Origin of the sequence: Vibrio sp. S234-5 (genome assembly GCF_000960595.1) — a bacterium.
Classification (GTDB): Bacteria; Pseudomonadota; Gammaproteobacteria; order Enterobacterales; family Vibrionaceae; genus Vibrio.
Window position 1 is genome coordinate 1 of record NZ_JZAM01000209.1, and the last position, 12,320, is coordinate 12,320.

8 protein-coding genes and 1 tRNA gene are annotated in these 12,320 nt (G+C 48.2%); 5 read left to right on the plus strand and 4 right to left on the minus strand.

Annotated features, from left to right (window positions below; translation table 11 throughout):
* Window positions 1-24 precede the first annotated feature (24 nt).
* Window positions 25-1,281, minus strand: coding sequence for an integrase arm-type DNA-binding domain-containing protein (locus UF06_RS11680; protein WP_045570618.1), 1,257 nt, complete (start codon window positions 1,279-1,281; stop codon window positions 25-27).
* Window positions 1,282-2,016: 735 nt separating this feature from the next.
* On the opposite strand from UF06_RS11680, the gene UF06_RS11685 reads away from it, so the two are divergent.
* On the plus strand, window positions 2,017-2,523 hold the full coding sequence (locus UF06_RS11685) for a hypothetical protein (protein WP_045570619.1): 507 nt from the start codon (window positions 2,017-2,019) through the stop codon (window positions 2,521-2,523).
* Between the two features lie 124 nt (window positions 2,524-2,647).
* Here UF06_RS11685 and gltX read toward each other — a convergent pair whose 3' ends face one another.
* Window positions 2,648-4,075: a glutamate--tRNA ligase gene (gltX, locus tag UF06_RS11690; RefSeq protein ID WP_045570620.1), complete on the minus strand. Its 1,428-nt coding sequence runs from the start codon at window positions 4,073-4,075 to the stop codon at window positions 2,648-2,650.
* A 241-nt stretch (window positions 4,076-4,316) separates the two neighbouring features.
* Between gltX and UF06_RS11695 the strand changes: the two genes are divergently transcribed.
* Window positions 4,317-7,028: a copper-translocating P-type ATPase gene (locus UF06_RS11695; RefSeq protein ID WP_045570621.1), complete on the plus strand. Its 2,712-nt coding sequence runs from the start codon at window positions 4,317-4,319 to the stop codon at window positions 7,026-7,028.
* The gene (locus tag UF06_RS11700) at window positions 7,028-7,471 is read left to right on the plus strand and encodes a DUF411 domain-containing protein (protein WP_045570709.1); all 444 of its coding nucleotides are present in this window, start codon (window positions 7,028-7,030) and stop codon (window positions 7,469-7,471) included. Before UF06_RS11695 ends, UF06_RS11700 begins: the two co-directional genes overlap by 1 nt.
* A gap of 77 nt (window positions 7,472-7,548) precedes the next feature.
* Here UF06_RS11700 and UF06_RS11705 read toward each other — a convergent pair whose 3' ends face one another.
* Window positions 7,549-10,200, minus strand: coding sequence for a beta-N-acetylhexosaminidase (locus UF06_RS11705; protein WP_045570622.1), 2,652 nt, complete (start codon window positions 10,198-10,200; stop codon window positions 7,549-7,551).
* A 408-nt stretch (window positions 10,201-10,608) separates the two neighbouring features.
* Between UF06_RS11705 and UF06_RS11710 the strand changes: the two genes are divergently transcribed.
* Entirely contained in the window at window positions 10,609-11,478 is an 870-nt protein-coding gene (locus tag UF06_RS11710) for a TraB/GumN family protein (protein ID WP_226972351.1), read from the plus strand.
* A 314-nt stretch (window positions 11,479-11,792) separates the two neighbouring features.
* On the opposite strand, the gene UF06_RS11715 is transcribed toward UF06_RS11710, so the two are convergent.
* Window positions 11,793-11,869, minus strand: a tRNA-Pro gene (locus tag UF06_RS11715).
* Window positions 11,870-12,126: 257 nt separating this feature from the next.
* Between UF06_RS11715 and UF06_RS24415 the strand changes: the two genes are divergently transcribed.
* Window positions 12,127-12,267: a DUF3149 domain-containing protein gene (locus tag UF06_RS24415; RefSeq protein ID WP_045570623.1), complete on the plus strand. Its 141-nt coding sequence runs from the start codon at window positions 12,127-12,129 to the stop codon at window positions 12,265-12,267.
* Window positions 12,268-12,320 lie beyond the last annotated feature (53 nt).

Consider the following 12,320-nt stretch of genomic DNA (forward strand, 5'->3'; position numbering starts at 1 on the left):
GAGTCGGCAAACGAGAGACTGGAGTTATATCGATGAGGTGTACTTGAACCCTGAAAAGTGTGCAGCGTAATCATTCACGTTACTAAATTGTAAAAAAGACGACAACTTGCTTGAAAAACAGCGGAAACGAGCGATCGCAATCACCGAAATACGCACTAGCATGATGTTTTTTACCGAACGTCTGAGATCTCGCGGCTGAAAAGCCTGAAAACCAGTCAAATTACAAAATTTGCGAACCTGTTTTGAAACATCGTTTGGATCAATATACCCAAGCTTGTTATTTGCAGAGAATAACTTGTCGCTCTCCATCGTACTGGTAAACCGCAACTCTTCAACTTCTTCAATTATTTCTAAAGCAGTACCACCTTTAACAAGTAAGTTTGGACGCTCAGTTTTTACATCTTCAGCATCGAGGAAGAACTTTTTCTTGTGCGCCAAATAAGTACTTCGCTTTGATAGCAATAATTCCAAAGGTCGCTGTCCTCCCATGAAAACAGCTAGCTTTAACAGTAAAAATATCCTGCGGTCAAAGTATTTAGCACTCTCATCGCTAAAAAGTAGGCCCAGCTCTTCAAGGGTCAAGCTTCTTCTACGAGGTTTACTTTGATTCTGCTTTTTTATCCGTGCTGCTGGGTTTTTATCTAACCTAAACTTTATCGGGTTATCACTCGTCATCGGGTCATCATCATAATCCAGCGCAATTTCAAACATACGTCTGATGATAGATAGAACTTTATCCCCTTGAACAGGAGCTGTTTTGACGATTTGACCAATGAGCTTGATCAGTTCGGGCTTAGTGATCTCGTTGACTTTCTTGTCGTCTGGAATTTTCCCTCGAATGTAAGCTTCAATGTGTTTTTGATGAGCTTGTAAACTGCGTTCTAGACGAGCACCGCTTCGAGTACGTTTTAAATATGCGTAAAACTCGTCGATCAGTTGGCCGAAGGTGCCTGTCTCTTCTTCAATCTGAGCTTGCTCTCGCTTTTGACGCTCCTGCTCTTCTAGGTGCGCTTTCGGACAAATGCCCTTATCTAATAGCGCCTTGTATTTATCTCGAACATCTCGTGCTTCTGCCAGAGTCATCGACTCAAAGCACCCTACTTTTAAGAAACGAACTTTTCCATTGAAGAAATATTTGAAGTAGAAGATCTTCGAACCTGACCTTAAGATTTTGCAGCCAAGCCGCCCTGTTCCCCTTGTTCGGGTAGAGTCCCAGATGTAGTAGTCATAATCGCGTGTTTTTTGTTTCTGTATCTCTTGTACTGTTAGTAGTGTAGACATAATCATTATTCCTAATTCTGTTTATGATTATGTATTCTGCTTTTGCAACACCGAAGCTTGTAGAGTGAACAAAACCCATAAAAGGGTTGACAATCGCGGTCACGTAACAGGTCATGTTACAAGTTAATTTAGCGAAACCTAACGTAACTATAATTTTGGTGATAATTTGATAAAGTCACTAAAATACAGACAGTTAAGATAGAAATGATATCAAGTGGAACTCTGTGAAATCATCTACTGCGCCCGCTCCTAAGGGGCAGGTCACAGGTTCAAATCCTGTTGGGAGCGCCATATTGAATGAAGACTGGTTAGCCTAGGGTCTGTTGACCTTTTGAGATGATTTTTGCAGCAGTTTGTGGGTTCTTTGTGCAAGGCAGAGGCTTTGAATTGTAGTGGCCTACATGATAAGCCGATAACGCAGCAAAAAGGAGCTACAAACGCTGCCCGAAGGGTTCGGCTAAAAGCGTTTTACTCTTTGTTGAGAGGTGTTTTGCTTAGAATGACTAGGCTACAAACCTCTTGTCGCGATTAAAACGCTTTTATCTCGAACAAAATTTAACCGCAAAAGGTCAACAGACCCTAGCTACCTGTCTTTTATTTTGCGGTTTGAAAATATCCCACCTCAATTTTCTGATGCCCATACAAAATTTTGCGTTAGTTAGGCTTTTACTACTTTAATTATTTCTAATATTTTCTTACTCTAAACATATATTAATAAAAGTATTAGTTAGAGTTATGACTAAGAGCAATCTGATAACGAACACTGGTCACCGTTTTATCTCCAAAGGTAGAACCGCGTTTAAGATCCATATCCATACTCCGGACGATAGCGTGCTGCATCGCTCGATCGGCTTTATTAAAATGGGTGAAAAGAAAGCGCTGCAAAAAGCGATCAAAATGCGCAATGAACTTGGCAAAGAGATGTGGGGTAAATTTTGGCGCCGTCTCCTTAAAGACCCCTATCTGATGACGCGCCTGCCTCACAGTTTAGAGCCCAAGATTGTTCATAAGCCGAGCCCTACACAAAACGATCCAAACAACCGAGACACGTGTTACATCGCTAAGTGGCGAGAGCTGAACGACCAAGGTGAGTATCGCTACAAAACTGTTGTTCGCTCTATCAATAAGTACGGCAAACTCGCCGCTTACTCGCAAACCAAAAAAGCGCTGCTTGATGCTCATAAAGAGAATCTTGAGATCCTGACGTTTATGGGCCGGCTGAGCAGTATTGATTTGAAATAACCTACCTTAAGATTGCTCGTTCGTCAGTGCGCAGTGGCTGATTCTGTGCTTTTAAAAGTCGCCAAATTCCGCACAATAAAAAACCGCAGCAACTGGGCTGCGGTTTGCTTTGGGAGCGCTGTTCTTATTGAGCGTTGGCTTCGCGCTCAGCGATAAACGCCAGCGCCATCTTAATACGCGCAACCACGCGCTCTTTACCAATCAGTTGCATTACCGCATCCACCGATGGCGACTGACCACCGCCAGTCACTGCAACGCGCAGCGGCATACCAATTTTACCCATACCGATCTCAAGCTCTGCACATACATCCGCAATCACTCGATGCAGGTTTTCAGTGGTCCACTCTGTCAGTGCTTTCACTTTCGCCAAGGCAAGCTCCAGCGGCTCTTTTGCCACACCGCGTAGGTGCTTCTTCGCGGCATCTGCATCAAACGCATCGAAATCTTGGTAGAAGTAAGCGATTTGCTCGGCCAGTTCAACCAGTGTATTACAACGCTCACCGACCAGTTTAATTACCTCGGTAATCGCAGGGCCGTTGTCTTTGTTGATGCCTTTTTGATCTAAGTGCCATTGAAGGTGCTCAGCGACGTACTCGGGCTCAGAGGTTTTGATGTAGTGGTTGTTCAACCAAAGCAGTTTGTCGGTGTTAAACGCGGAAGCCGATTTTGAAATCGCATTCAGGCTAAACAGATTGATCATCTCTTCTTGCGAGAAAATCTCTTGGTCACCGTGAGACCACCCTAAACGCACTAAGTAGTTATTCAGCGCAACTGGCAAGTAACCCATGTCGCGGTACTGCATAACCGAGACCGCACCGTGGCGTTTTGACAGCTTGGCACCATCGTCGCCGAGAATCATGGCACAGTGAGCGAAAGTCGGTACTGGCGCGCCCAAAGCTTCATAGATGTTAATTTGACGCGGCGTGTTGTTGATGTGGTCTTCGCCACGAATTACGTGCGTAATGCCCATATCCCAGTCGTCAACGACCACACAGAAGTTGTAGGTTGGTGAGCCATCGGTACGACGGATGATCAGGTCATCCATTTGACTGTTGCTGATCTCAATACGACCACGAATTTGATCGTCGAACACCACGCTGCCTGATTTCGGGTTGCGGAAACGAATCACACAAGGGTCGCCCTCTTTTGCCGCGTCGTTAACCGCTTTGATTTTCGGGTGATCCGCATCGTAACGAGGCATCTCTTTGTTTGCTTCTTGCTCTGCACGCACTTCGTCCAGCAGCTCTTTAGAAGCGTAACATTTGTAGGCTTTATCTTCCGCCAGCAGCTTATCAACCATTTCGTTGTAACGGTCAAAACGTTGTGTCTGGAAGTAAGGACCTTCGTTCCATTCCAGTCCAAGCCATTGCATACCTTCAAGGATGGCGTCTACCGCCTCCTGAGAGTTACGTTCTAAATCAGTATCTTCAATACGCAGAACGAATTCACCACCTTGGCTTTTTGCGAACAACCAAGAGTAAAGTGCGGTGCGCGCACCACCAACGTGAAGGTAGCCTGTTGGGCTAGGAGCAAAACGAGTTTTAACCGTCATCAGAATTCCTTAGGGATAAAAGGCAGCATTCAAGGTGATTGCTGCGCGTTCAAGGATAAAAGTGGCGACATTTTACCACCGCAGAGCGAATCTACAACATGGATATCGCATTCTGCACCCGCCTAATCCGTACTTCTCGCGCGGCAAATCAAGCGTTAATTTCTCACCAAAAGAATGCTTGACCTTCCCCCGAAGGAAAGGTTTATCGTGTTCAACACACTCTTTCGTTGGGAACCAAAAGATGACCTATTACACCCTGCCTTTATCTGGGCTCAACTGCATGGGCTGTGCGCGTAAAGTGGAGAAGGCGCTGCAGCAGGCGCACTCCGTGAACATTACTGTCCTTTCTCCTACTGAAATGACTTTAGAAAGCGAGACGCCACTGCGCGACCTCGTGGCCACCATTGAAACTTTGGGTTACCAAGCCGGACATCAGTATCACTTTGCTCTGCAAGGACTAAGCTGTGGCGGCTGCGTGAAAAAACTCACCACGCTATTAAATGCGCAACCTAACGTAGTGCGTTTTGATGCGAGCAAAAACGAGCTCACTCTCACCACCAGCTTAAGTGAAGCCGAGGTGGTGAGTTTGATTGCCACGCTGGGCTATCAGGCGCAGCCGTTTGCAAACCGGGGGTTGGAGATCACCGAGCCCACACAACCCTCTTCTGCGCCAGACCATCAGACTGAAGTAAAGAGCACGTCCTCCGCTCATACCCTACATTTACTGATCCAAGGTATGACCTGCGCAAGCTGCGTCTCTTCTGTGGAAAAAGCCTTAAGCTCGGTGGCTGAGGTCGACAAGGCTCAGGTCAACCTTGCCGAACAAAGCGCGCTGGTTTTTACCCAGTCAGATACTGACGCATTGCACAACGCCTTGGTCGCCGCCGTCAAGCAAGCCGGTTATCAAGCCGAAGTGGTGCTGGACGCCGAACTCACTCAGCAAAAACAGAACGAGCAAATGCAACAAACTCAGCGCAAACACCAAAACAGCGCATTGGCAGGCATTGTGTTGGGTGCACCTTTAATGCTGTGGGGCGTGCTGGGTGGCAGCATGACGATTACCAGCACACAAGACCAAGTGGCTTGGGGAGCGGTCGGTCTCGCCTGTTTGCTCTTGCTTGCCACCGCGGGCAAAAGTTTTTTCATCAATGCGTGGCAAGCACTGATGCACAAACGCGCGACCATGGATACTCTAGTGGCGCTTGGCACAGGCACCGCTTGGCTCTACTCGATGCTGGTCGTTATGGTGCCCGATTGGTTTCCGCTCGCGTCACGTCATGTTTACTTTGAAGCCAGTGCCATGATTGTTGGTCTTATCTCTTTGGGGCACTATATTGAAGCCAAAGCGAAGGCCAGAACCACACAGTCGCTGCAAGCCTTGGTCAATCTGCAGCCGCAGGTGGCGACCTTAGTCACCGAGCAAGGCGATCAAAGTATTGAAGCCAAAGCGATTCAATTGGGTATGCATCTGCGAATCAAACCGGGGGAAAAGATTCCCGTTGATGGTGTGGTGCTCTCTGGTGAGTCTTTCCTTGATGAATCGATGCTGACCGGCGAGCCCGTACCGGTGCTGAAAAAAGCGCAGGACAAGGTCTCCGCGGGTACCATCAATAACGATGGTAGCCTTATTATTCAAGCCACAGGCATTGGTGCCGACACCATGCTGGCGCGCATCATTCGTCTGGTTCGCCAAGCACAAAGCAGCAAACCAGCGATGGCCAAATTGGCCGACGAAATTTCGGCGGTTTTTGTTCCCGTGGTGGTTGCCATCGCACTCTTTGCCGCCGCGATCTGGTTTGTGTTAGGCCCAGATCCGAAAGCGAGTTACATGTTAGTGGTCACGACGACGGTGCTGATAATCGCTTGCCCGTGTGCCCTTGGTTTAGCCACGCCGCTCTCTGTCACTGTCGGCGTTGGTAAAGCCGCCGAGATGGGCATTTTGATCCGCGATGCCGACGTACTGCAATCGGCCAGTCGCATCAATACTGTGGTGTTTGATAAAACAGGCACTTTGACCCAAGGTGCGCCGAGCGTACAACAACTGTTTGCCTTCAATCACGACTCATCCTCTTTGCTTTCGCAGCTACTCAGTGCAGAGCAGCACTCAGAACATCCGCTGGCCAAAGCGATCGTCAACTACGCCAAAACGCAACAAGCCACGGCGCAAACGCTAGAACAATTTGAAAACTTGCGCGGCAAAGGGGTACGCGCCGTGGTAGCAGGGCAGACTCTACACATTGCCTCTGTGACGCATTTGCAATCGCTCAAGGTTGATTTTAGCCAAGCGCAAGATGCGCTGAACACTTGCCAGCACAACGCTTGGACCACAGTCGCTGTCGCACTAGACGGCCAATTAATCGGCCTAGTGGCTATTGCCGATCCGGTCAAACCCGATGCCGCCAACGCGATTGCCGCATTAAAAGCGCAGCGCATTCATACCGTGATGCTGACCGGAGATAACTTGCATGTTGCCAGCGCACTCGCGAAGGAGCTCGGCATTGATGAAGTGATCGCTGGGGTGCTGCCCGATGAGAAAGCAGACCATGTCGCACGCTTGCAACAGCAAGGACGCCACGTCGCTATGGTGGGCGATGGCATTAACGATGCCCCCGCCCTAGCACAAGCCGACATCGGGATTGCCATGGGCAGCGGCAGTGATGTAGCGATTGAGAGTGCACAAATGACGCTGCTCAACCCATCGCCAATCGCCGTCATCAACGCCATTGAGCTGTCCAAAGCAACGGTGCGCAACATGAAACAAAATCTATTTGGCGCATTTGTCTACAACTCATTGGGCATTCCTCTTGCCGCAGGCGTACTTTACCCTGTGTCGGGCTTTTTGCTCAGCCCAGTGATTGCGGGCGCTGCGATGGCTCTTTCTTCCATCACGGTGGTGAGCAACGCCAATCGATTACGTCTTTTTAAACCCACAACCAACACTGAGAGGTCATGATGAAACTCAAATCTCTAACCCTGCTGATGCTGACTGCGCTCTCTGCCAATGTGCTGGCAACGGAGGTCATCAACCATAAATCGCCCTATTGCGGCTGCTGTAGTGATTGGAGCAAACACATGCAAGATAACGGCTTTGAGGTGAAAGACATGCTGCATGACGACATGAACAGGGTGAAAAAACAACTGGGTCTCAAAGACAGCAAACTTTACTCCTGCCATACGGCAGAAATTAACGGCTACGTTTTCGAAGGCCATGTGCCGGCCAAGGATGTCAAGGCATTCTTAGCCAACCCGCCGCGCAATGCAAAAGGCTTGACGGTACCCGGAATGCCGATGGGATCACCCGGTATGGAATATGGCGAGAAGCAAGAGAGTTACTCGGTTTATGCCTTTAATGAGGACGGACAAGTGTTTGAGTACAGCCACTACAAGGGAAACTAATCGCAAACATTGGGCAGAAAAAGGCAAAAACAAAACCCAGCGACGGCTGGGTTTTGTACTCACGAGACATTTGCGAGTTATTTTACGCTAGTTACGCGGCTGCTTTTCTCTCCGGTGGCCGATACCGAACGGATGAACACTTCGCCAGTGACCGCAGGACGAACATCATCCGCGTAGGTCAGCCAGTTTTTACCATCTAGCGAGTATTGAAGCGTGACGCCAGGGAACTGAACGTTCATTGTAAGCGTTCCCTGTTCGACTTTCGCACCCGGTACAGGTAGGCGGTAATCAATGCCTGCTTTTTCCAGTTTTGCCAATTCTCGCTGGCCAAGCAGGTTAGCAAAGCGGTTGTAATCTTGATTCAGCGCCGATTTGTTCACTAGGTTGGTATTTTGCGAGTATTCCACTCCGACTTTATAGTCGTTTTCCCACTCTGCACGGTGCCATGCACGCTCAGCAGCGGCCAGTACGCGAGGGAATACCATGTACTCATATTGCTCATCGTTACGCACGGTCTCAGACCAAAGCTGTGCAGACAACCCATAGAACGGCTTACCTTGGACATCGCCTTTACCAGAGAAGCCGTTGCCATCACGATCGAGTGACGTTTCCGCATTTTGCGGCATGTTTTCTGGTGCAAAGCCAAACATCTTACGCGTATCGGTAGCTCGGGTGGCCCAGTAGTAGCCGCGCTCTTTCGGGTCCACTTCGTATGGCATATCCATGTAAACGTAATCTGGGTTAGAGACAATCACGTCGTAACCTTTATTCGCCCACTCATACACGGATGAGGTACCGCCCCAGTACAAGACATCCCAGAAGTTAACGCGGGTCGTCTCGGTGGCGAACGCCGCTGGCCCTTCACTGTATTTCAAGCCATCTTGCCAAGCTTGGAAGTTAGCAATGCCCTTCTCGGCCACAATCTTCGACACTTGTTCAGCAAAATGGCTTGGCAGGTGACCGAAGTCACTGACTGTACCATCGGTAATGAGCGTCTGACATTGTGGAGACTGTGCGAATGGCTTGTCTTGCTTAGAGAGGTCAATCGTGCCTTTCCAGCTTACTTTGTCTTGCGCGTTTACGTCTTGGAAACCAGCACCTAGCTTGATGTTCTTCGCTTCGTCACCACCAAAGTGCCATGTCGTTAGCGGTGCGCCTGCCTCAGCATGCATGGCTGCCACTTCTGAAATCACCTTGTCAACAAATCGCGTTGACGATTCCATACATGGGTTGATAAAGCTTTGCTTATCGTAGAACTGAACGGTCGTCACGTTCGATGTATCTTGAGGATCCATCAGACGGTATTCGTTCGCTTGTGCTTCTTTCCCTTCTGCCATGAGACGGTCGTAACGCGCTTCCATCGACACCACGGCAGCACGTGCGTGTGCTGGCATGTCGATTTCTGGAATCACTTCGATGTTACGTGCTTTCGCATACTTAAGGATTTCCACGTAGTCCGCTTTGCTGAAATAACCCGAGCCAAAGTTGTCTGAGGTTGAACCCGAGCCAAGCTGAGGCAGTAGACAGCTTTTCTCTTCAACGTCGAAACAACGGTTAGCACCCACTTCTGTCAGCTCAGGCAAACCTGGGATTTCTAAACGCCAGCCTTCATCATCGGTTAGGTGAAGGTGTAGTTTGTTCATCTTGTACGCTGCCATTTGATCAAGCGTTGCAAGGATTGCGTCTTTAGAGTGGAAGTTACGAGCCACATCCACCATCACACCGCGGTAATCAAAACGAGGCGCATCTTTGATGGTCAGTTGAGGTAGAGAATGAGCACTCTGGCTATCTATCAGGCCAAAGATAGATTGCACTGCGTAGAAAGCACCTGCTTGGTCAAACGCTTTAATCACAATACCGTCGCCTTTGATGCTCATCTCGTAAGCACCCGATTTTGCTAATTCACCTGTGAAGTCCGCTGGAACAAGCGTGATGCTAACCGGAACATCACCGCGAACATTCACACCAACCACTTCTGCGCGATCTTGAATTGCTGCAAATTGCGCCGCATCGAATACGTCTTTAGGCAGCGCAATACCCGACACGATATCAACGGTGCTCTTGCCTGCTTCCACAAACAGTGGCGTTGGTAGCAAGGTAGTGGATACGTCTTGTTTTGCTAGGTCTTGGTTCTTCTCGAAGCGAGACACAGCACTAGCGAATACGTTGTTGTCATCTGGCGTACGTTTTAGGTTGTTACCTTCAAGACCGGCCACGAAGGACGCTACATCTTCCGTGTTTAGAGAGGCAATCATCTTTGGCTCTGCGTTTGGCGCAGTGACAAACGCACCTGGCATGAAGTCGGTTTCGAACAACGTCCAGTATTCGCCAATTAGAGGCAGTACCACTTCTTCACCCGCGGCAAAACCATCAAATTTATCCGTCGGTTCTAATTTGTGTAGGTCACCCGTGACGCGAGAGATTTTAAACTGGTCATTCTCAACATCCAGAATCAAACGAATGCTATGGAAGTAAATCGCCCAATCTTTCGAGTTGACCGCTTTGCCTTGATTCACTAGCGTCATATTCACTCGGTTACAAGAAGCCCATTCGGCCTCCATATCACCACAGGCCAGCCCCTCGTTCGCACCATGATTTGTCATAACTTGGTATTGAATATCCAAATTATCCGCTAATGAATTGACAACACGTTGCTCATCACTTTGTAATGTAGAGCAGCCCGCTAAAGAAGCGATAACCGACGCAGCAATAAAAGTTTGTTTCAACATCTTACTTACCCTAAAACTCAGAAAACCAATACAGCCAAAACGGCTGTTACTTACCAATGCATTCAACATACAGTGAGTTATTTCTAAGCGTAAAATTAATCAGCAGAATCGGTGATCCAGTTCAAAACAGACCTCAACTAAGAAAATATAAAAACTTTAATATCAATAAGTTAAACAATACGTTAAATTCGTAACTTATTTTTTGACGTGTATTTACTCTGTCTCGATCACAAAAAATCGCCAATAAAGAGCGGATCCAGCCTGAGTGTGTGCCATCATTTGCGTGTCATAGAAGAAAGGCTTAAAAAAATTGAAGGTAAATTTGCCAACTGGATCGCAGTTTACGACTCGTCAAAAGCCGTCAAAAAACTCAATATCAACGATTTTGCCGCAAGCAAAGGAAAAGAGATGAAGATGATAAATAAGCTGTGGGTGAACATGCTCGCCCTGACATTAAGCCTGCCCGCTTTCAGCGAACCTTTAGTGTGGCAAGTCTCCAGCGGCGTGACCGAGTTTCGCATCACAGGTTCAATTCATGTCGGCAGCCAAGCACTCTACCCCTTACCCAAAGAAATTGAACATTTTTTGCCAACGAGCAAAGGATTGATAATTGAAGCCGACCTCACAGAAAGCAGCGAGGTGCAATATCCGATACCGCGCTACACCAGCGAGCAAGTACTCGATAAAGAGCAGAAAGCAATGCTTGAGCAGATTGCCCATACGCTGAACCTGCAGCTTGATCAAGTGCGCCTCTCCCCTCCTTGGGTAAGCGCACTGACGATTCAAATCGCGCAAATCGCACAACTCGGCTATCACGCTGAACTTGGCGTCGACAACTATCTGATTGAACTGGCGAAACAACATCAATTACCCCTGATCCCGCTTGAAAGTGTCCAATTTCAAATCAACCTGTTGGCGAGCATGCCACAAGATGGCAAAGAGCTTCTGATTAGCGCTCTTGAACAGTACACCCAAGGTGAGCAGTTGCTCTCTTGTCTCATCGAAAGTTGGTCTAAAGGCGATGAGTCAAACCTTGGCAAATTTGCCGATGTGTCAGAGCTATCCCCTCAATTGGAAAAAGTAATGATGACCGATCGCAATCACGCGTGGGCAGAGCAACTTGAGCAACGCGCTCAGCAGCAGCCGGGGAAATACACTGTGGTGGTCGGCACCTTGCATTTGGTCGGCAAAGAGAACTTGCTTGAGCTGATGGAAGCAAAAGGTTTTCGTGTGGTTCAACTCACCCAAAATCAGCAAGCGAAGTGTGCATTTGACTAAGGCACTATGATCGCCTTGATGAAGACTAGAAAAGCGTAAAATGACGAAAGCCCTACAAAGCAGGCCTTCTAAAAGTGGTCGCTGGAGAGGGATTCGACGCGGCTGGTCTTCCATCGGACTGGCGCACCAGACCCCGACTCTCTGGCCCCAAACACATATCACCAAATACGAAAAAGGCTCTACATTTCTGCAGAGCCTTTTCCTGAAAATGGTCGGTGAAGAGGGATTCGATCGGACTGGCGTTCCAGCCCCCGTGCTCTACACCCAAAATATTGCAAAAAGGCCCTGCATTTCTGCAGGGCCTTTTCTTAATATGGTCGGTGAAGAGGGATTCGAACCCCCGACCCTCTGGTCCCAAACCAGATGCGCTACCAAGCTGCGCTATTCACCGATATGTTTAACAGGGACTTTGCCGTGCCAACGGATGGCTATATTACGGATAATCGGCCTAGACGCAAGAGCAAAAGCGCATTTTTTTACACTTCGACTGCTGATTGCTCAATCTGACAGCAGCGAATGATAAAATGTGAGCAAAAACACACCTACCAGAACATGTCGTTAACTTATGCAACACAATTGATCCAGATCAGTGTGCAAATCGCCACCAACTTTTAACTTAGCTCCTGTCTTCAACCCTTGGAGGAAACTATGGACTTCTGGCTCGATCTGCTATTTGGTAATGCGGTGGGACTTTCATCTATGATTGTCATCTTTGGTGCACTAGGTCTAATGCTGTTTTACGGCGGTTTCTTCGTTTACAAGGTCATGGATGACAAATCTCCTCACTAGATATCGCCAAGCTCTATTATCGGTATAAAGCTTTGCACCGGAATGGGTTGTCT